Here is a 21,163-nt window from a genome sequence, read left to right on the forward strand (position 1 = left end):
TGCTCTTGATCGGCTCATCGGATCGGGCGATCAGGGCATCAGGGGGGACGGGGACCGATGAACAACGCGACCGAGGTGTTCCAGCCACTGCAGGCGGACGACCCGCCCTTCGTGGCCGGTTACCGCCTCGCCGCCCGGCTCGGCGCGGGTGGGATGGGCCGGGTCTATCTCTCGCACACGCAGGGCGGCCGCCCCGTGGCGATCAAGGTGGTGCGCCCGGAACTGGCCGACGACCCGGACTTCCGGCGGCGGTTCGGCCGGGAGATCAGAGCGGCACGGCGGGTCCGGGGCGCGTACACCGCCGAGTTGATCGACGCCGACGCGGACGGCCTACCGCCGTGGCTGGCCACGCTGTACGTGCCCGGCCCCTCCCTGGCGGAGGCTGTCGCGCGGCGCGGACCGCTGCCGGTGCCGGCGGTGCTGTGGCTGATGGCGGGCGTGGCGGAGGCGCTGCAGGCGATCCATGGCGAAGGCATCGTGCACCGGGACTTGAAGCCGTCGAACGTGCTGCTGGCCGCCGACGGGCCGCGCGTGATCGACTTCGGCATCTCGCTGGCCTCGGACATCACCTCGCACACGGCGACGGGAGCCGCCGTAGGAACACCGCAGTTCATGGCCCCCGAGCAGGCGACCGCGGGCAAGGTCACGGCGGCGACCGACATCTTCGCGCTCGGCCAGACCGCAGCGTTCGCAGCGCTCGGCGAGCCGCTCTACGGGGACGGCCCCTCGCCCGGCGTGCTGTACCGGATCGTGCACTCGCAGCCCGACCTGTCCCTGCTGCCCGAGCAGCTGCGTCCGCTGATCGCCCGGTGCCTCGCCACCGATCCGGAGGAGCGGGCCACCCCGGCGGAGGTCGTCGAGTGGTGCCGTCAGCAGCTGGGTCGGGACGCCGACGCGGGCGGCGGCCCGGCCGTCTGGCGGGAGGTCACCGGGCCGGAGGTGACGGTCCCGGCTCCGGTCCCCCACCCCACGCCGGTGCACACAATGCCGTTGCTCGCACCGCCGCAGCCGGTGGGGCCGACGGTCGCGGACGAGTTGCGCGTCCGTCGGCGCCGTATCGCGCTGGTCACAGCCGTCGCCGTGTCCACGGGCGCGCTGCTGCTGACGGGTCTGGTCTGGAAGGTCAAGGAAGGGGCGGACCGGGGCCGGGACACAACCGCCTCCTCCACGGCGTCCGAACGGTCGTCGGCGTCCTCCTCCACATCCGGCGCGGACTCGACGGCCGGGGACCGGGCGCCGGAGGCGTCGAGCCCCTCGTCGACCACGGCCGGGAAACCGCGAGCACACGCCTACGCCGCACAGGACCTCAACGAGAAGAACTCCCTGTACATCGACGTCGAGAAGCCGGGCACGCGCGACGACCGCAACGGAGACATGCGCTTCACCTGCGAGAAGATCGGCTGCGCGCTGGAGAGCGACGCCAGCGCGATCGTCCAGCTGTTCGGCGATCCGGGCGCCACCTTCGAGGATTGCCGTCTGCTCCTCTCCGGCGCCAAGGGCGCCACATTCCACAACTTCCCGCTGGCCTCGGCGGCAATCGGCACCGAGTTCTGCATCAAACCGCCTTCCGGAGCCATCACGCTGCTCGCGATCCAGCAGAAGTCGACCGCACTGTGGGACACCCCCGGGGTCAGCTTCGTAACCGCGGACATGACGATCTGGCGGGCGGCGTAGACGCGTGCGATCTTCGTGGTCATGTTCAAGTGGTGGGATGTGTTGGCGGACGACGATCGGCAGCAGTGGACGCTCGCTCCGTTCGTGAGCGTGGGGCCGCTGCGTTTCGGCATGAGTCCCGGTGAGGTGTCGAAGGCGCTGAGCGGCGTCACGTCGGAATCCCAGCGCCACAGGGTTCGGCGCTCCTCGAACGGGACCGTCGTCACAGTCGAGGAGGGCAGGTACCAAGAGTTCGGCCTGACGCTCTACTACCGGCAGGAGCGGCTGGCCGGTGTTGTCGTCGACGCGCTGCGCGGGCCTCAGGTCTGCGCGGAGAGCGTGGCGCTCGTCGGCCGGGTTCCCTCGGTCCTGGAGCAGTGGATGGTCGACCGCGCGCAGGCCCGTGAGCCCGAATCGGATCTCTTCTACGTGGACGCCGGCGTGCCCGGGTCGGAAACACTGGGTGTGGTGATCGATGTGCAGCGAGCGGGCGACAACCTGCTCACGCGGCCGGTCCTCGTACCCTCCGAGGCGCTGGACGACCTTTCCCACTTCCTCCCGAGGGCTGCATGGTCGCTGTGCTGAAACACGCCGCTCGTTCAGCCCCCTGCCTCTGCGACGAGGTGAGTTTTCAGAGGCCGGCGAGCAGTTGGAGGCGTTCGGCGTCGGCTGAGTCCTGGTCGGCGTAGTAGAGGACGAGCAGCTGCCGTGCTTCCGGCCTGAGCAGTTTCTCGTAGCGCAGTTCCAGTTGGCCGACCAGAGGGTGGTTGAACCGGGTGTGTCCGGTTGAGCGGCGGCGCACTTCGCGTTTGGCCCACAGCGTGCGGAAGCGTTCGCTGGCGACGGTGAGTTCGCCGACGGTCTCCAGGAGTTCGGGGTCGGTGTCGTCGATGCTGAGCGTGGCACGCAGCCCGGAGACGGCTTTGGCGGTCATGTCGTCCCACTGCGGGTAGAGGCTGCGCATCTCGGGTTCGAGGAATGCGGCGCGCAGTGGGTTGCTGCCCACGGCGAAGAACGGGCACAGGATGACGGCGAGACGGTTCGCGGCGACGACACGGCCGGCCGTTCCCTGCGCGTAGGCGGCCGTGAGGGGCCAGCTGTCGAGGAGCGGCTGGAGATGGTCGGCCGAGGCGGCACGAGGCCGGGGACGGCGTCGTCGGGCCGAGGGCGTGGGATGGGCGAGGCGGTGCAGGTAGGCGACGGCGTCGTCGTCGAGTTGCAGCGCGGCGGCCAGACTTTCCAGGATCTGGTCGGAGGGGTGCTGGTTGCGGCCCTGTTCCAGACGCAGGTAGTACTCGGGGCTGATTCCGGCGAGGTGAGCGACCTCCTCGCGGCGCAGCCCGGGGACGCGGCGGCGTTCGCCGGCGGGAAGGCCTGCCTGCTCGGGGCTGAGCTGTTCCCGCCGGGTCCGCAGGAAGGCGCCGAGGGTGTCCGCCATGTCATGCATCCTTCGACGTTAGTCGGCGAGCAGGCCGAGCCGTACCAGACTGTCCGCGCTGGCGACGACGGCGTCCTCGTTCGAGCGCGGTGACCAGTCCAGTTGCTCGCGGGCCTTGGCGTTGGCCGCCCGGCGGACGACGCCGAGTTGCGGCACCGTCTCGCGCAGCTGCGGGGTGAAGGCGGACAGCAGCCGCAGCAGCCAGGCGGGGGCCGATCGGGTGGGGGCCTTGGCGGCTGCTTCGCCCAGCCGGGAGCGGAGCGTGAGCGCGATCTGCTGGAAGGAGACCGGTTCGCCGGCCAGCGCCAGATACCGCTGCCCGGCGGCGTCCGGTGAGGTCATCGCCTTGATGTGCAGGTCGGCGACGTCCCGGACGTCGACGGTGTTGGTCCAGATCGGGGGTGCGGCACGCATGTCGCCGGTGAGCATCGCATGGATGATGCGGATCGAACTGGAGTAGTCGGGACCGAGGACCGGGCCGAAGATCCCGACCGGGTTGATCGCCACCAGTTCCATTCCCTGGCCCTCGGTCTCGATGAAGTCCCACGCGGCGCGCTCCGCGACGGCCTTCGACTTGATGTACGGGGCGACGCCGGGCCCGTCGACATTCGTCCAGTCGTCCTCGGTGAAGACGCGGTCCGCCGGTGCGTGGCCGTATCCGACGGCGGCGAACGAGGAGGTGAGAACCACGCGTTTCACGCCTGCGTTCCGTGCGGCGCGCAGCACCCGCAGTGCGCCGTCGCGTGCCGGGATGATCAGTTCGTTCTCGTGCTTCGGGCGTGAGCCGGGAAAGGGCGAGGCGATGTGCAGGACGTGGTCCACGCCGTCGGCCGCCTGCTCCCAGCCGTCGTCGGAGCCCAGGTCCGCCTCGAAGTAGGAGACTCGTTCCCGCCCCGGGGCCCCGGCCCTGGCGAGCATCCTCTCGACGTCGGCTTTCCGCTTCATCGAGCGCAGTGTGGTTGTGACCGTGTGCCCCGAGGTCAGGAGCTGGGCGATCGTATGGGAGCCGAGAAAACCGCTGCCGCCGGTGACGAGTACGTTTGCCATGGGCCCAGAATCACCGCGCACGAACCCCTGGCTCCAGATCCTGCCGATACCAGTACTCGCAGGGACAGGCAGGGCTGCCGGTGGGCCGGCTGGTGGAGCCGACTCCTAGGCGCCCGCCTCGGCGAGGGTGAGCGCCTCCTCCACCGCGGCGGGGATGTCGCTGATCGGAAACAGCGCATGCCGTACGACGCGGTCCGGGCCGATGACAAGGATGAGCCGCTTGATGCGCAGGCTCTGTCCGGCTCGGAAGGTCGGCAGGCGCAGTGCCGCGGTGAGTTGGAGCCGGTCGTCGGACAGCAGGGGAAACGGCAGGTCCTCGGCGTGCGCGAAGGCGGCCTGTTGCCGCGGTGACTGGGTGCTCACGCCGTGGACGGCGATGCCGGCCGCCTCGAACCGCGGCCAGGAGGCGCGGAATTGGCGGTTTTCCAGGGTGCAGCCCGCGCTGCCGGGTACCGGCGGTCCGGTGAGGTCGGCCGGGATCCCGGGAATGCCGGTCGCGGGGTAGGCGAACAGGACGGTCGATCGAGCGCCGACGGGGTCGTGCTCGTGGCTGTCGGTTCCCGGCAGTCGTAGACCACCCGGGACGGCTTCGCCGACCAGCGACGCGACCCGGCGCGCCTCCGCCCCCTCGTCGGACGCCTCGCCGGTGAGGGTGCCGTCGCCCAGCAGCCATCGGTCGGCCCAGTCCTGGAGGGAGACCAGCACGGGCAGCAGCCCGCGGCCCTGCTCCGTCAGCACGTACTCGTGACGCGGCGGGCGCTCCTGGTACAGGCGCCGCTCCAGGACCTGGTGGTCGGTCAGCGTGCGCAGCCGTTCGGCGAGAACCTTCCGCGAGACGGCCAGTTCGTCGGCGAGTCGGTCGAAGCGCACATGCCCGCGCGCGACCTCCCGCAGCACGAGCAGGCTCCACCAGTCGCCCACCACCGCCGCGGCCTGCGCGATACCGCAGGCATCGTCGGCCACACGCCGTGGATGCATCGTCGCTCCAGGGAATCGGGAAAGACGGAACGGGGACACGGAACGGAAACCCTTGGCGGGCCACCGCGCACCCATAGTAGGTTCACTTTCGGAACGCAGTCAGTATCGAAAGGGAACCGACGTGTCTCAGCAGACCTGGACCGCCGTCGACGACTACTTCAACGGACTGCTGGTCGAGGAGGACGACGCCCTCCTCACGGCCGTGGCGGACAGTGACACGGCAGGGCTGCCCCCGCACCAAGTCGCCCCCAATCAGGGCAAGTTGTTGAACCTGCTGGCGAAGGTCCAAGGTGCCCGCACGATCCTGGAGATCGGCACCCTCGGCGGCTACAGCACCATCTGGCTCGCCCGGGCCCTGCCCGCGGACGGACGGCTGGTCACCCTCGAGGCCGACGACAAGTACGCCGCCGCGGCCGCCACCAACATCACCCGCGCCGGGTTGGACCACATCGTCGACCTGCGCGTCGGCAAGGCCCTGGACGCGCTGCCCCGGCTGGCGGCCGAGGGGCAGGTCCCGTTCGACCTGGTCTTCATCGATGCCGACAAGCCGTCCAACCCGGCTTATCTGCAATGGGCGTTGAAGCTCACCCGGCCCGGCAGTGTCATCGTCGGCGACAACGTCGTCCGTGACGGCGCGGTCACGGACCCGGACAGCGACGACCCCCGCGTCCAGGGCGTCCGCCGCTTCACCGAGCTGATCGCCGAGCATCCCCGCCTCACCGCGACCACGATCCAGACCGTCGGCTCCAAGGGTTACGACGGCTTCACCCTCGCACTCGTCACCGGCTAGAGACCTCACTCGTCACCCGCCGGAGAGAGCCAGAGACCGCCAGAAAGCCGGAGGGCAACACATGGCCCACGTCGACGAGTTGACGTACTACCCCGTCAAGGGATGTGCCGGGGTCACGACCCGTGAGGCGCTCCTGACGCCCGCCGGTCTCGCGCACGACCGCAGTTTCATGGTCGTCAGCGAAGAGGGCGTCTTCCGCTCCCAGCGCAGGGACCCCCGACTGGCCCTGATCCGACCGGCCATTGACAGCAACGGCGAACGGCTGACCCTCCACGCTCCGCACACCGAGCCACTGGAGCTGCCCGTGGATGCCTCGGGCGCCCGCCGTCCGGTGGACCTGTTCGGGGTCGCCTACCAGGGCATCGACCAGGGCGACACGGCCGCCGCATGGCTGTCCGACGTGCTCGGTGCGCCCAGCCGTCTGGTGCGTGTGCCGCCGGAACACGAGCGGGTGACCGACGGCAGAACGCCGGGCACTTCCGGCTACGCCGACAGCTGCGCCCTGCACCTCATCTCGCGCTCCACCCTCGACCTGCTCAACCGGAAGCTGGCCGAACGCGGCGCTGTGGCGCTGCCCATGAACCGCTTCCGCCCGAACATCGTGATCGACGGCTGGCCCGATCCCCACACCGAGGACCGGGTCCACGGCCTGACGATCGGCACGACCGAACTGGGCTACGCCAAGCTCGCCATCCGCTGTGCTGTCACCCTGGTCGAGCAGGAGTCGGGCCGACGCGCGGGACCGGAACCACTGCGCACCCTCGCGGGCTACCGGCGGGCCGCGCAGGGCGGAGTCGCCTTCGGCACGAAGCTCTCGGTGCTCCGGACCGGAAGGGTGCGCGTCGGTGACGCCGTGACCGTCACCTCGTGGAGAGAGTCCGAACTGCACGCCTACCAGGCTTTTGCGTCTGCCCGCCGCCCGGATGACGGGGTGCCACGGTGACCAAGCACGCTGAGGCGGGGGCCGTCCGACTATTGACCCTGGCCTGGGTGAGCCGGCACCTGGAGGTCGGCGAACGGATCGTCGGAGGAACCGAGGCGCTGCACGGAGGCATCACCGCCGAAATGCGGCGGCTGACCCTCCGCACTCGGGACGGAGGCATCCGTGACCTGGTGCTGCGGACCTTCGTCGACGTGGAGTACGCCGAGGACTGGCTGACCAGGGAGGCCGGCGCCCTGACCCTGCTCCCGGGGACCGGCGTGCCGGCTCCTGAACTGGTCGCGGTTGATCCGACCGCCGCGCAGTGCGAGTATCCATCGCTCCTGATGACACATCTGGCGGGCCGGACGGTCCTGGACAATGAGGGCTTGGAGACGCGCGTCCCTCTGCTGGCCCGTCAACTCGTGGCGATCCACGCGCTGCGACCCGCTGAGCGGCCCCGGAAATATGTGACGTTGACGACCGCCGACACCGTCGTGCCCCCGAAGGGCGCCGACGCGGCGGCATGGGCCGCGGCGATCGACGTGATCCGGGGGCCTGCGGCACCCTGTGAAGGGCGATTCCTGCACCGCGACTTCCATCCCGGCAACGTGCTGTTCGACGTGCCGCCCGCAAGCCCGGCAGCTGCCCGGATCACCGGCGTCGTCGACTGGGCAGCGACCTCCTGGGGCCCGACGGGCCTGGATGTGGCGCACTGCTCCGCCAACCTCGCGCTGCTGCACGGCCCGGCGTGGGGTCTGCGGTTTGCTGCGGCGTACGAGGAGGCCGGTGGGGTGCCGGCGGCGGCCGCGAGCGAGCGGCTGTGCTGGCTGGTGCGGGACGCGCTGGCGTTCTCGGAAGAAGTGCAGTCGGTGTCGCAGCCATGGCGGGAGGCGGGGAGGACGGATCTGACGACGCGCGCCGTGAAGGAGCGGCTGGATGCCTATGTCACCGCCCTCATGGACACGCTGGGCTGAGCCAGAACAACCCGGGTGCGGGCGGGCGACGCCAACTGGCCGCACATTATGGGCGATTGGTGAACGCGGTGCGCGCGGGCGCGTCTCGGCGTCGGTTCACGGACCCGACTTCCGCGCGATCCCGCACGATGATCTTACCGGTGTTGCGGCCGCGCAGCATTCCCAGGAACGCCTCCACGATGTGCTCGAACCCGTCGACCACCGTCTCGTCCAGCACGAGCCGCCCGCTCTGCAGATGCGGTACCGCGAACTCGTACAACGCCTCCTGCACATCACGGTAGTTGCTGACCAGGAAGCCCTCCATGCGCAGGCTCTTCTCCACGATGTCCGCGTAGTTGAAGCGCGGCGACGTCGCGTCGGGGTTGTTGTACTGGCTGATCGTGCCGACGCGCACGATGCGCCCGAACTCGCGCAGCGCTCCCACTGCCGCGGCCAGCTGCTCACCGCCGACGTTGTCGACGAAGACGTCGATGCCGTCCGGTGCGACCTTGCCGAGCAGGTCGGCGGCGGGGCCGTCGCGGTAGTCGAAGGCGGCGTCGTAGCCGACCTCTTGAGTGAGATGGCGGGCCTTCGCCGCCGAGCCCGCGCTGCCCACGAGCCTTCCGGCGCCGAGCAGCCGGGCGAACCGCCCGGTCGCCGTGCCGACCCCGCCCGCCGCGGCCGACACGAACAGGTCCTCGCCCTCCTGGAGCCGGGCGATCCGGGTCAGGCCCACATAGGCGGTCAGGCCGGTGCCGCCGAGGATGCTCAAGTACGCGGTCAGGGGCACCCCGTCGAAGCGGGGCAGCTGCCGGATCTCCTCGGGCGTGACGACCGCGTGCGTGCGCCAGCCCTGCCGGTGGAACACGATCTCACCCTCGGCCAGCCGAGGCGTGCGCGAGGCGAGGACGCGCCCGATGGTGCGGCCCTCCAGCGGTGCGCCGAGTACGAAGCCGCCGGGCACGTCGTCCATCATCTCGCGGTGATAGGGGTCGACGGACCAGTAGAGGTTTTCCACGAGGGCGCTGCCGGCTACGGGTTCGGGAATCGTGGATTCGACGAAGGTGAAGTGCTCGGCGGTGGGAAAGCCGTGGGGGCGGGCGGTCTGGTGCACGGTGAGCGCGGTCTCGTTCATGCCCGGACCGTAGGGCGGGAATGCCCCTGGTGGGCAGCCGGTTGGGCTCATGCGACACCACGTTCCATGAGCAGTTCTCATATGTTGAGGTGAGCGCCCCGTGGCCCGCACGACCGACGCCGATCTGGCTCCGCACGAACTGCGCGTCCTGGTGGCCGTCGCGGTCACCGGCGGCTTCTCGGCGGCGGCCGAGACACTGGGGCTGACTCAGTCGGCGGTCTCCCACTCGGTCCGCGGCAGCGAGCGCAAGATCGGTGCCGTGCTCTTCGAACGCGGCCGCAACGGAGCCCGCCCCACCCCTGCCGGTGAGAAGGCCGTGGCCCACGCCCGCCGCATCCTGCGCCTGCTGGACGTCCTGACCACCGAGGTGCGCGGTGCCGCCCGGTCCGACGCGGCGAAGGGGCCGTTGCGGATCGCGGCCTTCCGCAGCGCGGCCCTCCATCTGCTGCCGCCCGTCCTGCAGCGGCTGCGCGCCCGGCATCCCGGGATCGAGCCGCAGGTGCGGATCATTCGCGAGGTGGGGCGCGGCACCATGGGCGAAGTGGCCGACGGGAAAGCCGACATAGCCATCGCCACGCTGGGCGGCTCCGTGCCGCTTGGATCGGGATTGGTCGCGAGCCGGCTCTTCGAGGAGCCGTACGCGCTGGTGCACGCGGCGGGTCACGCCGCCCCGCGCTCGCTGCCGCTGGTCGACTGGGCCGAGAACTGCGGCTCGTACACCCGCGACTGGTGGGCTGCGCAGGACTGGATCCCGAAGGCGACCGTCGAGGCCGAGGACGACGGAGCGGTGCTCTCCTTGGTGAGCGCAGGTCATGGCATGGCGATCATGCCCGCGCTCTCCCTGGTCGGCGCACCGGACTCGGTCGGGATCACCGACCTCGGCCCCAACCGCCCCACCCGGCAGGTCGGTTACGTCACCGCCTCCGAACTGGCCGGATCCGCGGTCGTGCGCGCTTTGGTCAGGGAATTGCGGGCCACGGCTCCCCAGGGCGTGAGCGTTCCTGGCCGCGAGGCTTGATCCGGTCGAGGGCGTGACCGCGGTACCGATCGGTTCTGGACATTCACCGGCCCATCATGTCCAGGACGTTGAGCCTGCCCACGTCCCAACTAGCGTCTGGAGGTGGCCCGAACCGACACGAGTGAGGTTTCGATGTCCTCAAGACATGTCCTCGCCGGCCTGGCGCTGGCTCCGCTGTTCGCCGTCCCGGCGACCGCCCATGCGACACCGTACGACGGCTCCGAAGTGCCGTACCAGAAGGCGCAGTTCGACCTGCAGGCCCATCGCGGTGGCATCGGCATGACGACCGAGGAGTCCCTGGAGGGCTTCGGCAAGGCGATGCGCCTCGGGGTCTCCACGCTGGAGCTGGACACGCACGTCACCAAGGACGAGAAGGTCGTCGTCAACCACGACCGGCAGATCAGCCCCGTCAAGTGCCGTGACACGGCGCCGGTCACGCCGGGCGACCCGATGTACCCGTATGTCGGCAAGTACATCAAGGATCTGACGTTGGCTCAGATCAAGACGATGGACTGCGGTTACCAGCAGCTGCCCGGCTTTCCCGAGCAGGAGGTGGTCAAGGGCTTCCGGATGGTGGAGCTCAAGGACGTCCTGAACCTGGTCAAGAGCTACCGCGCCAAGCAGGTCAAGCTGAACATCGAGACCAAGGTTGAGGCGGGCGCGCCGGAACAGACCGCGCCGCGCGAGCTGTTCGTGCGCCGGGTCCACGAGGAGATCCACCGCTCCGGCATCGAGAAGCAGGTCACCATCCAGTCCTTCGACTGGGGCGCGCTGAAGGCGATGCACAAGCTGGCCCCGAAGTGGCCGCTGGTCGCTCTCACCAACTACGACTTCCTCCAGGTCGGGCAGCCCGGCGCGTCCCCCTGGCTGGGCGGGATCGACGCCGACGACTACGGCGGCGACTTCGTCAAGGCGGCCGCCACCATCCCCGGCGTCAGAGCGCTCTCCCCCAACTACGGCTTCCCGCAGTCCGGCAAGGTCGGCGACCCGGACTTCCGCTTCTACGCGGACCGGACGATGGTGCGCGAGGCGCACGCGCGGGGTCTGAAGGTCGTCCCGTGGACCTGCGACGACCCGGCCACCGTCGAGGCACTCATGGACATGGGCATCGACGGCATCATCACCAACTACCCCAACCACGTCCGTCAGATCATGGCCGAACGGGGCATGCGCCTGCCCAAGGCGTACGAGCCGCACTGATCCGTCTCTCCGACCTGCCCGTCCAGCTCCGGTCGAGGCTGCATGCCCCGAATCCACTCTTTGACACTTGTCCATTTATTAACAGGTGTCTACGATCGTGGCGTGCAGCCTCGAACCCCCGGAGAGCCCGAACCGCGCAGCCAGGACCGCCGCGTGCTGCGCTCGCGCGCCGCGCTCATGGCCGCCGCCGTACAACTGGTGTCCGAGCGCGGCAGCACCGCGATCCCCGTCACGGATCTCGCGGAGGCGGCCGACGTCAGCCGGCAGCTGATCTACCTGCAGTTCGGCGACCGGGACACCCTGCTGGTGGAGGCCGCAGCCGACCTGGTGCGCCGTGAGCTCATCGCGGAGACCGAGGACGACGACCTCGAGGCGCTCGAGGGGGCGCCGGCGATGGCCCGGCACTTCGCGGCGCACCGCCCCTTCTACCGGGCGATGCTGACCGGGTCGTGCGCCTTCGCCATGACCAGGACGCTGAACAGCCTGTTCAGCAGGGTCAACGAGAAGGCCGTACGGCAGCGGTTCGGGGAGCTGGACGAGGACGTCGCGCGCGATCTGGCGGCGTTCGTCGCGGGCGGCACCGGTGCGGTGGTCAACGACTGGCTGATCGGCGGTGCCGATCCCCTCGACCCCGAGGAGCTGGCGCACCGCCTGCTCCGCCTCTCGGAGGTCGTCACCGGCAGCCGCACCCCGGCGGACGGAGGCCCCAACCGATGAGGCTCAGCAGCCACCTCGTCCAGCGCATGCTGCGCCTTCCCCCGCCGCCGACCCGGAACCTGACCGTTGAGCGGCGTCTGCGCGTGCCGCTGCGCGACGGTGCCGTCCTGCTGGCCGACCGCCGTTCCCGGCATCCGGCGGTGACGGCCTGCCGACCGCGCTCATCCGCATCCCGTACGGCAGGTCGGGACTGATCGCCGAACAGATGGTGCGGCCACTGGCCGAGCGCGGCTTCCAGGTGCTGGTGCAGAGCACGCGCGGCACCTTCGGCTCGGGCGGCGCCTTCGACCCGCTGCGGTGCGAGCGAGAGGACGGTCTGGACACCCTGGAGTGGCTGGTCAAGCAGCCGTGGTGCGGTGACGGTGTGGTGCTCTACGGCGGCAGCTACCTCGGCTACGCGCAGTGGGCGATCGCCGATGCCGTACCGCCGCAGGTGAAGGCGATGATCCCCGGTGTGTCGCAGTCCGCGTTCACCCTGGACTTCGTAGGCAAGGAGTCGTTCTCGCTGGAGGCGACGTTCGGGTGGGGCCTCCAAGTCGCCGAGCAGGAAGGCAAGTTCGCCCTGCTGCGCCAGCTGCTGCGGATCCGCAAGGAGCAGCGGGCCTGGTACACGCTACCCCTCGAACGGGCCGACACCGCGGTCCTCGGCCGACCTTCCGACTACTTCCAGAACGTCCTCGCCCACGACGCCGACAGCCCGTTCTGGCAGGTCCTCGACCACAGCGGGCGCGTCGCCGACATCACCGTGCCGGTCAGTACGGTCGGTGGCTGGTACGACATCTTCCTGCCCGGCCAGCTCCGCGACTTCCGCACGCTGCAGGAGGCCGGGCGCTCGCCGATCCGCCTCACCGTCGGCCCCTGGGCGCACATCTCCACCGGCGGCGGCCAGGTGACCACCGCCGAAGCCCTCGACTTCGGGCTCGCGCTGGCCCGCGGCGAGCAGCCGGCCGAGCGTGCGCCGGTGCGCCTGTACGTCATGGGCGAGGAGAAGTGGCGCGACTTCCCGTCCTGGCCGCCGCCCGGCTACGCGCCACAGCGCCTGCACCTCCACCCGCACAGCACCCTCTCGACCGAGGAGCCCGCCGACTCGCCCCCGGACGGCTACAGATACGACCCGGCCGACCCGACCCCGGCGGTCGGCGGCGTCCGCATGGCGGTCGGGGTGAAGTCGGGCCGCGTGGACAACACCGCGCTGGAGGCCCGAGCCGACGTCCTGACGTACACAACTCCCCTACTGAAGAAGGACATTGAGGCGATCGGGGACGTGGAGGCCGAGATCTTCGTCCGCTCCGGCCTGCCGTACGCCGACGTCTTCGTCCGCCTGTGCGACGTCGACGACAAGGGCCGCTCCGTCAACGTCTGCGACGGCCTGATCAGCCTCACCGGCGCCGACGAGACGACCTGCGCGACGCTACGACTGTGGCCGACGGCCTACCGCTTCCGGCGCGGCCACCGCATCCGCGTCCAGATCTCCAGCGGCGCCTTCCCCCGCTTCAACCGCAACCCGGGCACGGGCGAGCCCAGGGCGACAGCCACCACGCTCCGCGCGGCCGACCAGCTGATCTTCCACGACCCGGTGCACCCTTCCGCGATCGTCCTTCCGGTACGGGAAGCGGACTGACGGCACCTGGGCGCGCAGCGCAAGCCGATCCAGAAGACCCGGCCAACAGGCCTGTCGCGGCCCAGGGAGCCCGATACGCTGAAGAGCGGCCATGAACCGGGGGCGGGGCTGGGGGCGGGGGCATGGATCCACGGATGCAGTCGTCGGTGGGCGGGTACATCTGCGAGCGCGAGCTCGGCCGGGGCGGGCAAGGTGTGGTGTGGCTCGCCCGGGACCGTGCGGGGCGGCCCGTCGTGGTGAAGTTCCTGTTGCCGGGCAAGGAGTACGACGAGGTCGCGCTCGCCCGCGTACGCCGGGAGTTCGGCGCGGCGAGCCGGGTCGGTGAGCTGGCCACGGCGCGGGTCCTCGATGCCGACCTGTCCGGGCGACACCCGTTCATCGTCAGCGAGTTCGTGCCGGGTCCCACGATCCACCAGCATGTGGATGCCAATGGCCCGCTGCCCTCCGGGCGGCTGCAGTCCGTGGCGCTGGCCGTCGCGCACGCGCTGGCTCAGGTGCACCGGGTGGGTGTCGTGCACCGGGACATCAAACCGTCCAACATCCTGCTCTCCCCGGACGGACCGCGGATCATCGACTTCGGTATCGCCCGCGACGACCGGTTGCTCGAGTCGGCGCTCACCACACCGGGCAATGTGCTCGGCTCACCCGCGTACATGTCGCCCGAGCAGGTCCAGTCGGCCCGGGTGACCAGCGCCTCCGACGTGTTCTCCCTCGGCGGCACGCTGTACTTCGCCGCCACGGGACGCCACCCCTTCGACGGGGAGAACGGCTACGAGGTGCTCGTCGCCGTGTGCGAGCGCGACGCGGATCTCACGGCGGTGCCGGAGCCGGTCCGTACGGTCATCGCCGACTGCTTACGCAAGGACCCGGCGCAACGGCCCACCGCTGCCCGGCTCGTGGCCCGGCTCGCGGGGACGGTGGAGGCCTCGGAGGGTGGGCAGACGGAGTCGGGTACGCCACCTCCACAGCCCCCTCCATCGCCTCCCCGCGGACGTGGGAGCGGCGCCGGCTCCGGCACCAGCGCCAAACAGCTGCGGCTGTGGGGGTTCGCGGCCGGTAGCGCCGCGGCGGCGGCGCTGCTCGCCGTCGTGCTCAGCACCACCTCGGGAGGATCTGCGACGGAGGGCGGCGCGCAGGCCCACGGCTCGGCCTCCGGGTCCTCGTCGTCCGACAGAGTCAAGAACTCGGCGGGCTCCCAACCTCTGTCCTACACCGATGATTTGACCGACTCGGGCAACTGGTCGCACAAGGACCCCGCCCTGGCGAAGATCACGCACAAGGGCGGGACCATGCTGGTGGATCCCAGGACCCAGCTGGAGGTGTGGCCGCAGGCTCCCTTCCAGCCGTCCTCGTTCGCGGTGGACCTGAGCACCCAGACGGAGTGGTACGGGGGCGAGGGCGGGGTCGGGCTCTGGTGCAACGGCTCGGGCGACTACCAGAAGGGTTCGCGCTGGGCGACCTACCTGACCACGGATCAGGAAGCCCTGATCGTGCGTGAGTTCCGGTTCAAGGGAAGCTTCCAGCACGACCGGGTCGTCGAGGTCGACCTCGCGGACGTGGGCCTGAAGGTGGAGAGTCAGCAACAGGTCGACATGTCGATGACCTGTGCCCCCGCCGGCGCGGGCCGGATCAATGTGGAGCTCGCCGTCGACGGCACCCGGGTCGCCTCGTACACCGGAGCCGCCTTCGACGACCGGGGCTGCGGTGTGGCCGCCTTCCACTACAGCGCGACCGACCCGAAGGGAACGGTCTTCCACGCGGGTTTCGAGCGCTTCACCGCGTCCGAGCCGTCGGCAAGCTGACGACAGGAGCCATGGCGGCGTGGCCCGCCGCCGGTACGGGGGGCGGCGTCACGCCGCAGGGCGGCAGCAACCTGGCGTTTCTGCCGCTGTGTCCCGCGCTGATCCGTGGCGTGCACGAGGTGACCGGGCTGGGGTGTCGCTCCGCCGCCGTGGTCAGCGCGCAGCTGTCGCTGGTCGTCGCGCTCGTCGTCATACATCGGCTTCTCGTACGGCTGTACGGCCTCGTACCGCTATGGCCGCGATCGTCCTGCTCGCCGCGCCCAGCCCATGGCGCTCGTGTCTTCATGGGCTACAGCGAGTCCCTGTTCCTCGTGCTCTCGACCCTCCTGGCGCTGCACCGGCGGGCGTGGCTGACCGCCGGGGGTCCTCGGACTCCTCGCGGACTCACGCGGCCCACCGCCGTCGGCGTGGCGGCCGCCCTCACGGTGGCTGCGGTCGGACATCCGGTCCGCGAGCGGCGGTGCGACTGGCGGCCGGTCGCGGCCGTGGTGCTCGGCGTCTCGGGGATGCCGCTGTATCTGTGGTGGGTGGGGAGGCGGGTCGGGCGTACGGACGGCTGGTTCCTGATCCAGGACGCGCGGTGGGGCACGCACTGGGACTACGGGCGGTCGTTCGTCGGCTTCCTCGGCTACGCCCTGGTGTGCGGCGACGGCTGGGTCGCCGTCAGCACCGCCATGCTCGTCCTCGGCCTGGTCATGGTCGCCTTCGCCGTGCCGGGCAGAGGGAGCCGGCCACAGTTGATCGTTTACGGTTTCACCGTGATCGTTCTCGCTCTCGGGCAGAGCAACTACTTCCACTCCAAGCTGCGGATGCTCGTACCGGCGCTGATCTTCCTGGTGCCGCCGGCCCGCGCTCTGGCCGAGACCCGCCCCGCACCGCCCCCGTCGTCCTCGGCTGTGCCTGGCTCTTCGGCTCCTGGTACGGCGCCGATATGCTCACGGCCTGGCGCTATGCGATCTGACCTGCGCAGACCCGCGATCGCCGCCGCGTACGCCGTGTGCGCGGTGTCCGCCGGTGCGGCCGTCGTCGTCCGCGCCGCCGCGGGCGACGGCCCGAATTCCCGGGGCACCTGCACGACTGCCGTGGTGGTGCCCGGTTCGCCGGCTGCGGAAAAAGTTCCGCAGCGATGTCAACCAAGTCCCTGCCCCCGGGCGTACAGAACTTGCAACGTGATCAGCATCGGGGAGCCCCATGACCGTCGAGGAGGTCGAGGAGTTCTACGCGCACTCCCGGCAGTCCCTGGTGGGTCAGCCTCCACAGGGCGGGCGGGCGAGCCGTCCGCGGACAGCAGCAACACCGCCGCCCCTCACGTCAGCACCACCCCCACCGGCTCCGTGGACGAGTCCGCCGCCGTGGTCGTACCGAATCCCGGCTCGTAAGGACATCGCCCCCGTGCCCAACACCCAGCAGGACGCCCCCACTTCACTGCTGCCCGAGCCCTCCATACCGGCGCCGGTCACGCCTCCCCCGTGTGACCGGCGCCCCCGTCCCCCCGGCCGACGCGACCCCCGCCTCCTGGCGGGCGCCCTGTTCCTCGCGTACGCGGCCCTGTCCATCGGCCGGTACCGGCATCTGGCCGCCCGGTCCTGGGACCTGGGCATCTTCGAGCAGGCCGTGCGCGCGTACGCCCATCTGCAGGCGCCGATCGCGGATCTGAAGGGCCCGGGCTTCAACATCCTGGGCGACCACTTCAGCCCGGCCCTCGCACTTCTCGCCCCCGTCTACCGCCTCTTCCCCTCCCCGCTCACGCTGCTGCTCGCGCAGGCCGCCCTCTGCGCACTGGCGGCCGTGCCGGTGACCCGTGCGGCCGCCGGGCTGCTGGGCCGGCGGCGCGGGCTCGCGCTCGGGATCGCGTACGGGCTGTCCTGGGGCCTGCAGCGGGCCGTCGACTTCGACTTCCACGAGATCTGCTTCGCCGTACCGCTGATCGCCTTCAGCCTGGAGGCGGTTCTGCTCCGCCACTGGCGGGCCGCGCTGCTGTGGGCGCTGCCGCTGGTGCTGGTCAAGGAGGACCTGGGTGTGACGGTGGCGGCCATCGCCCTGGTCGTCGCCCTGCGCGCCCGCCGCTCCTCCAGGCGGACGGTCCTGTACGCCCTCGCCGTGGCCGTTCTGGGCATCGCCTCGACCCTCGTCACCCTCACTCTCGTCATCCCGGCCTTCAACACGGCCGGTGACTACGACTATTGGACGAAGATGGACGGCGGCTTCGTCCTCTTCGACGGTGCGGGCACCAAACTCCGCACGCTGGCCTGGCTGTTGCTGCCCACCAGCGGTCTACTCGCCCTGCGGTCACCCCTGTTCATCGTGGCCCTGCCCACCCTGGGCTGGCGCTTCTTCTCCTCCGACGAGCACTACTGGGGCACCGACTGGCACTACAGCGCGGTCCTGATGCCGGTCGTCGCGCTGGCCCTCGTCGACGCACTCGTCCGGGCGCGCGTCAGCCCCCGGCCCTGGCTGCGCTCGTACGCCCAGCACGTGCCCGCGGCCGTCGCCGGTGCCGCGCTGGCACTCACGACCTCGCTCCCGCTGTCCGCGCTGACGGAGTCCGCCACCTACGAAACCCCCGAAAACATCCCCCGCATCGAACGCGCCCTGGACCACATCCCGAACAACGCGACGGTCGAGGCCAACATCGGCCCCAGCAGCCGCCTCACCTCCCGCTGCCGCGTCTTCTGGCTCGGCAACACCCGGGGCATCACGCCCGACTACATCGCCCTGGACAACACCACCAAGTGGGTCGGCGACGTGCAGGCGTACGCCCACCAACTCCACCCGAACGCCCGGTACACGATCGACGACGCCGCCTACGGTTACGTCGTCCTCAAGCGCAGCTCGTGATCGGCGCGGAGGCCGCTGGTCCCCTGCTCGCCACATCGTGATGGTCGTCATTGACAAGTCGATCATCGAGCGTTGTCATGAGCACATGCTGCGTTGCCCCGGGACCTGCCGCACTCGCCGCGAGTACGGTCATTGACCGGGCGCCGCGAGCTGCTCGAAGCCGCCCGGGCCGAGTTGACGGGTCGTTCGGGCGTGCTCTTCCACGGGCCTGCGGGGATCGGCAAGTCCACGCTTCTGACTGCCCTGTTGGCGTCCTTGGCCGCGCATGACCGGTCATGCACGGTGTTGCACTGCTCCCCCGCGCAGCAGGACGCACGGCTGCCGTACGTCGGACTCGTCGACCTGTTCGCGCGGGTGCCGGAGAGCTGCCTGGAGGCCCTGGCGCCGCAGCCGCGGGCGGCGTTGAAGGCAGCCCTGCTGCAGGGCACCGAACCGGCCGACGACCACAGCCGTCTCGCGGTGCGCGTTGCCGTCCTCGAAGTGCTGCGGAACCTCGCCGCCACCGGTCCCGTTCTGCTGGTCCTCGACAATCTCCAGTGGCTCGACGAGCCGAGTGCCGAGGTGCTCGCCTTCGCCGTACGACGTGTCGAGGGCCTCGACATTCGGGCGGTGGCCGCCGAGCGGGTGGCCGACGGCGAGCAGCCTGAGCGGCTGCGCTGCTGCCCGCCGGACACCGTCGATGTTCCCGTGCCGGCCATGACGGACGGCGAGGTGGCCCACCTCGTGCGCACCGCGGTCGGGGCCGATCTGCCACCGGCCGTGCTGCGGGCGGTTCAGGAGACGGCTGCCGGAAACCCTTGGTATGCGCTGGAGTTGGGGCGGGCGGCCCCGTGCGACGTGACGTCCGTCGGCTTCGACCGGACGCTGCCCGTACCCCGACGACTGCGTGACGTGCTGCTGGGCGAGGTGCGCACGCTGCCGGATGCTGCGCGTCGCACACTCCTCGTCGCGAGCGCCGCCGCCCGGCCCAGCCTCACCGTGCTGCGTGCCGCCGGGCTCCCCCACCCGGCCGAGGACCTCGCGGCGGCGGAGCGGCTCGGCGTCGCGGCGGCCGACGTCGACGGGGCCGTACGTTTCCGGCATCCGCTGATCGGGGCCGCCGTCCACGCCGACGCCCCGGAGTACGGCCGCCGGGAGGCGCATGCCCTGCTGGCGCGAGCGGTCACCGAGCCGGTGGAGCAGGCCCGTCACCTCGCGCTCGCCCATCCGTACGAGGACGAGTCCACCGCCTGCGCGCTGCACTCGGCGGCCGAATCCGCACGCCGCGACGGCGCGCCCGATGCCGCCTTCGAACTGGCCGGGCTCGCTGCCCGGCGCACTCCCGGCGACCGTCCGGCGGACCGCGCCGACCGGCTCCTGTCCGCGGCCGAATACGCCTGTGACGCCGGGCAGTTGGAGGAGGCGGGGCAGGCGGCCGAGACCGTGCTCGCCGGGTCGGGCTCCGCACGGCAGCGGGTGCGGGCCCGGCTGATCCTGCTGCGCAATGCCGGGCAGGCCCTCGACGGCACCCGGGACCTGATCGAAGAGGGCCTGCGGGACGCGGACGGCGATCCGGAGGCCGAGGCCTGGCTGCACCACTGGGCGGCCGTACGCGGCCTGCTGTGCGGGGAGTTGGCGGACGCGGCCCGGCACGCCCGGCACGCCGCGCGGCAGGTGGAGCGGGCGGGCGACACGGACACCCGGATCGGGGCGCTCGCCACCCTCGCCCGGGTGCGATCCCTGGCCGGGGAACCGGTCGCCGCCGGTGCCGCGATCGAGGAGGCGCTCGCCCTGGCCGGGGGCGCCGGAGCCGGGCCGGAGAGCTGGGGGCTGATCCGGATGCGGGCGATCCTCGCGCTGGACTCCGACAAGGTCACGGAAGCCGGGGAGCAGGTCGCCCAACTTCTCGCGGGGATAGGCGAGTTCGCCGGGGTCGAGGAGGTCATGGCGACCTTGGTCGCACTGACCCGTATCCAGGTGCGCGCCGGGCACTGCCGGGAGGCGCTGCACACCGCCGCCCGCTGCTCGCGCGCCCAGGCCGAGACGGGCGTACAGGCTGCTCCGGCGCTGTATGCGGCGGCGCTGGCGGCGACCGCGGGCGGCAGCGCCGAGGAGGCCCGGAGCCTCGCCGAACAGGCGGTGCGGGCCTCGGAGGCCGACGGCGACCGGCTGTTCCTGCTGCGTGCGCTGGCGGTGCTCGGGCAGGCCGAGTTGCTCGCCGGCGACCCGCGGGGTGCGGCGTCCGCTGTCGAGGCGCTGCAACGCGTCAAGGAGCTCGGCGAGGCCATGTGCGCCGCCGATCCGCCGTTGCTGCACTGGTACGGCGACCTGGCCGAGGCCCTGGTGGTCCTGGGTGAGACGGACGCCGCCGGGTCCGTGCTGCACGAGGCCCGTACGCGGGTGTCCGGGGATGCGCCCGGGAGCGTGCTGGCGGCCCTGGAGCGGGCGGAGGGGCTGCGTGAGGCAGGGCTCGGCCGGGCGAAGGAGGGGGCCGTTCGGCTGCGTGCCGCGGTGGAGGGGCTGCGTCAACTGCCCTTGCCCGTAGAGCTCGTTCGCACCCTGATCGCGCTCGGTACGGTCGAGCGCCGCGGCCGCCGCAGAAGCGCGGCACGTGCCGTCCTGGGCGAGGCCCTGGAGACCGCGACGCGAATCGGCGCCGCTCCGCTGGCAGTTCGGGCCAGGGACGAGCTGGCGCGGCTGAATGCCGGAGACCGGAGCGGGGAGGCGGGCGCGGGCCGACCCGAACTCACCCCCACGGAAGCCCGGATCGCCGAACTGGTCGGCGGCGGGGCCACCAACCGGGAAGTCGCCGCAGAGCTGTTCATCAGCGTCAAGACGGTGGAAGGCGCCCTGTCACGGGTCTACCGCAAGGTCGGAGTCCGCTCGCGCACGGCGCTGGCCCATGCGATGGCGGTCGCCGTCATCGCATCCGGGGCGGCGGCGTCCGTGAGTTCCGGCGACGACGACCAAGTGCGGCCCACGGTCCAGGCGGTGACGGTAAGTCAGCCGGGCCGTGTCCGGGGCGGCCGGGCGCTCGACACCCGCCGTTGACCCACCGTCGGCCCGGCGTCC

General features: G+C 71.2%; 18 protein-coding genes. 14 read left to right on the forward strand and 4 right to left on the reverse strand.

Annotated elements, in window-relative coordinates; translation table 11 throughout:
- Positions 1–57 precede the first annotated feature (57 nt).
- Both ABZ880_RS00590 and ABZ880_RS00595 read left to right on the forward strand, forming a co-directional pair.
- On the forward strand, positions 58–1,674 hold the full coding sequence (locus ABZ880_RS00590) for a serine/threonine-protein kinase (RefSeq protein WP_361254534.1): 1,617 nt from the start codon (positions 58–60) through the stop codon (positions 1,672–1,674).
- Positions 1,675–1,695: 21 nt separating this feature from the next.
- On the forward strand, positions 1,696–2,238 hold the full coding sequence (locus ABZ880_RS00595) for a hypothetical protein (RefSeq protein ID WP_361254537.1): 543 nt from the start codon (positions 1,696–1,698) through the stop codon (positions 2,236–2,238).
- Between the two features lie 46 nt (positions 2,239–2,284).
- Here the strand turns inward: ABZ880_RS00595 and ABZ880_RS00600 are convergent, their stop codons facing one another.
- From ABZ880_RS00600 to ABZ880_RS00610, 3 genes are all read right to left on the reverse strand, one after another.
- Positions 2,285–3,091, reverse strand: a complete 807-nt coding sequence (locus ABZ880_RS00600) for a helix-turn-helix transcriptional regulator (protein ID WP_361254539.1) — start codon at positions 3,089–3,091, stop codon at positions 2,285–2,287.
- A gap of 18 nt (positions 3,092–3,109) precedes the next feature.
- Entirely contained in the window at positions 3,110–4,138 is a 1,029-nt protein-coding gene (locus ABZ880_RS00605) for an aldehyde reductase (protein WP_361254542.1), read from the reverse strand.
- A gap of 105 nt (positions 4,139–4,243) precedes the next feature.
- A complete protein-coding gene (locus ABZ880_RS00610) occupies positions 4,244–5,116 on the reverse strand; it encodes a winged helix-turn-helix transcriptional regulator (protein ID WP_361254545.1) in 873 nt (290 codons plus the stop codon).
- A gap of 121 nt (positions 5,117–5,237) precedes the next feature.
- Here ABZ880_RS00610 and ABZ880_RS00615 point away from each other — a divergent pair, with 121 nt between their 5' ends.
- The 3 genes from ABZ880_RS00615 (at position 5,238) to ABZ880_RS00625 (ending at position 7,802) form a co-directional block, all read left to right on the forward strand.
- The gene (locus ABZ880_RS00615) at positions 5,238–5,906 is read left to right on the forward strand and encodes an O-methyltransferase (protein WP_361254547.1); all 669 of its coding nucleotides are present in this window, start codon (positions 5,238–5,240) and stop codon (positions 5,904–5,906) included.
- 61 nt (positions 5,907–5,967) lie between these two features.
- Positions 5,968–6,849: an MOSC N-terminal beta barrel domain-containing protein gene (locus tag ABZ880_RS00620; RefSeq protein WP_361254550.1), complete on the forward strand. Its 882-nt coding sequence runs from the start codon at positions 5,968–5,970 to the stop codon at positions 6,847–6,849.
- Positions 6,846–7,802, forward strand: coding sequence for an aminoglycoside phosphotransferase family protein (locus ABZ880_RS00625; protein ID WP_361254553.1), 957 nt, complete (start codon positions 6,846–6,848; stop codon positions 7,800–7,802). Before ABZ880_RS00620 ends, ABZ880_RS00625 begins: the two co-directional genes overlap by 4 nt.
- Before the next feature lie 46 nt (positions 7,803–7,848).
- Here the strand turns inward: ABZ880_RS00625 and ABZ880_RS00630 are convergent, their stop codons facing one another.
- The gene (locus ABZ880_RS00630) at positions 7,849–8,916 is read right to left on the reverse strand and encodes an NADP-dependent oxidoreductase (protein ID WP_361254556.1); all 1,068 of its coding nucleotides are present in this window, start codon (positions 8,914–8,916) and stop codon (positions 7,849–7,851) included.
- 100 nt (positions 8,917–9,016) lie between these two features.
- Here ABZ880_RS00630 and ABZ880_RS00635 point away from each other — a divergent pair, with 100 nt between their 5' ends.
- The 9 genes from ABZ880_RS00635 (at position 9,017) to ABZ880_RS00675 (ending at position 21,142) form a co-directional block, all read left to right on the forward strand.
- Positions 9,017–9,934 (forward strand): LysR family transcriptional regulator, encoded by a 918-nt coding sequence (locus ABZ880_RS00635; RefSeq protein ID WP_361254559.1) that lies wholly within the window; start codon positions 9,017–9,019, stop codon positions 9,932–9,934.
- A 132-nt stretch (positions 9,935–10,066) separates the two neighbouring features.
- A complete protein-coding gene (locus ABZ880_RS00640; RefSeq protein ID WP_361254562.1) occupies positions 10,067–11,134 on the forward strand; it encodes a glycerophosphodiester phosphodiesterase family protein in 1,068 nt (355 codons plus the stop codon).
- A gap of 102 nt (positions 11,135–11,236) precedes the next feature.
- Entirely contained in the window at positions 11,237–11,851 is a 615-nt protein-coding gene (locus ABZ880_RS00645; protein ID WP_361254565.1) for a TetR family transcriptional regulator, read from the forward strand.
- Entirely contained in the window at positions 11,848–12,045 is a 198-nt protein-coding gene (locus tag ABZ880_RS00650; RefSeq protein ID WP_361254568.1) for a hypothetical protein, read from the forward strand. Before ABZ880_RS00645 ends, ABZ880_RS00650 begins: the two co-directional genes overlap by 4 nt.
- Positions 12,021–13,472, forward strand: coding sequence for a CocE/NonD family hydrolase (locus ABZ880_RS00655; RefSeq protein ID WP_361255815.1), 1,452 nt, complete (start codon positions 12,021–12,023; stop codon positions 13,470–13,472). The genes ABZ880_RS00650 and ABZ880_RS00655 overlap by 25 nt, the downstream gene beginning before the upstream one ends.
- 134 nt (positions 13,473–13,606) lie before the next feature.
- Positions 13,607–15,274 (forward strand): serine/threonine-protein kinase, encoded by a 1,668-nt coding sequence (locus ABZ880_RS00660; protein WP_361254572.1) that lies wholly within the window; start codon positions 13,607–13,609, stop codon positions 15,272–15,274.
- Between the two features lie 11 nt (positions 15,275–15,285).
- Complete coding sequence (locus ABZ880_RS00665; RefSeq protein ID WP_361254573.1) at positions 15,286–16,653, forward strand: hypothetical protein; 1,368 nt, start codon at positions 15,286–15,288, stop codon at positions 16,651–16,653.
- 136 nt (positions 16,654–16,789) lie between these two features.
- On the forward strand, positions 16,790–18,112 hold the full coding sequence (locus ABZ880_RS00670) for a DUF2079 domain-containing protein (RefSeq protein WP_361255818.1): 1,323 nt from the start codon (positions 16,790–16,792) through the stop codon (positions 18,110–18,112).
- Positions 18,113–18,244: 132 nt separating this feature from the next.
- Positions 18,245–21,142 (forward strand): AAA family ATPase, encoded by a 2,898-nt coding sequence (locus tag ABZ880_RS00675; protein WP_361254575.1) that lies wholly within the window; start codon positions 18,245–18,247, stop codon positions 21,140–21,142.
- Positions 21,143–21,163: the final 21 nt, after the last annotated feature.

It is taken from the genome of Streptomyces sp. NPDC047043, assembly GCF_040644055.1.
GTDB lineage: Bacteria > Actinomycetota > Actinomycetes > Streptomycetales > Streptomycetaceae > Streptomyces.

What these genes read in the sequence shown, in the direction of transcription:
- ABZ880_RS00590 (WP_361254534.1), top strand. Translation starts at nt 58, where the DNA reads ATGAACAACGCGACCGAGGTGTTCCAGCCACTGCAGGCGGACGACCCG.
- ABZ880_RS00595 (WP_361254537.1), top strand. Translation starts at nt 1,696, where the DNA reads ATGTTCAAGTGGTGGGATGTGTTGGCGGACGACGATCGGCAGCAGTGG.
- ABZ880_RS00600 (WP_361254539.1), bottom strand. Translation starts at nt 3,091, where the DNA reads ATGGCGGACACCCTCGGCGCCTTCCTGCGGACCCGGCGGGAACAGCTC.
- ABZ880_RS00605 (WP_361254542.1), bottom strand. Translation starts at nt 4,138, where the DNA reads ATGGCAAACGTACTCGTCACCGGCGGCAGCGGTTTTCTCGGCTCCCAT.
- ABZ880_RS00610 (WP_361254545.1), bottom strand. Translation starts at nt 5,116, where the DNA reads ATGCATCCACGGCGTGTGGCCGACGATGCCTGCGGTATCGCGCAGGCC.
- ABZ880_RS00620 (WP_361254550.1), top strand. Translation starts at nt 5,968, where the DNA reads ATGGCCCACGTCGACGAGTTGACGTACTACCCCGTCAAGGGATGTGCC.
- ABZ880_RS00630 (WP_361254556.1), bottom strand. Translation starts at nt 8,916, where the DNA reads ATGAACGAGACCGCGCTCACCGTGCACCAGACCGCCCGCCCCCACGGC.
- ABZ880_RS00640 (WP_361254562.1), top strand. Translation starts at nt 10,067, where the DNA reads ATGTCCTCAAGACATGTCCTCGCCGGCCTGGCGCTGGCTCCGCTGTTC.
- ABZ880_RS00650 (WP_361254568.1), top strand. Translation starts at nt 11,848, where the DNA reads ATGAGGCTCAGCAGCCACCTCGTCCAGCGCATGCTGCGCCTTCCCCCG.
- ABZ880_RS00660 (WP_361254572.1), top strand. Translation starts at nt 13,607, where the DNA reads ATGCAGTCGTCGGTGGGCGGGTACATCTGCGAGCGCGAGCTCGGCCGG.
- ABZ880_RS00665 (WP_361254573.1), top strand. Translation starts at nt 15,286, where the DNA reads ATGGCGGCGTGGCCCGCCGCCGGTACGGGGGGCGGCGTCACGCCGCAG.